At 57.8% G+C, this 573-nt stretch carries 1 protein-coding gene; it reads left to right on the forward strand.

What is annotated here, in order from left to right:
* Positions 1-179: 179 nt before the first annotated feature.
* A partial coding sequence (locus AC1DSO_RS24795; RefSeq protein ID WP_477071337.1) for a hypothetical protein occupies positions 180-573 on the forward strand: 394 nt, incomplete at its 3' end.

Here is a 573-nt window from a genome sequence, read left to right on the forward strand (position 1 = left end):
GCTATGTTCGAGAGCGGATTCGCGCTCATATCTTGGAGGAGGATGACGCAGTGCGAATGGCACGCCCCGACGATGACTCCCGAGAAGCTTACGAAGGTATCCGGGCGGACCAATTTAGCGACTCCATCGACGGCCTCAAGTCGGGGAGAGTGGTAGTTGGGCCATATGAGAGGCAGCGGATGGCAAAGTTGCTGGAGGATGTCGGGCTGTCCATCGCACCGGGCTCTCCTGCGTGGGAAGTAGCGGCATACAAGGCCACAGAGGGCCTGTACCAAGCCCTGAAGGACATCAGCCGGCGCATTGGAGACGACTTCGTTCCAACGCCTCCACGCCCTGTTGCCCCTGTGCGCCTTACCTCTAGCATCGCAGCTGAGCCGCGTGCGGAAGCAAAAGCCGTAACCCTGGGAGAGGTCATTGAACACTACCTCAAAGGGCTAGCTGCCAATGACTTTCAGCGCAAGGTGCGAAGGTGCCTCCAACTCTTTGGAGAGGTGCTCGGGCGCGACTTAAAGGTCAGTGAGTTACGTCAAAAATCTGTTACCGAGTTCATGCGCGACATCTGTCGTTTACCTG

This window comes from Caulobacter sp. P4_E5 (genome assembly GCF_056401555.1).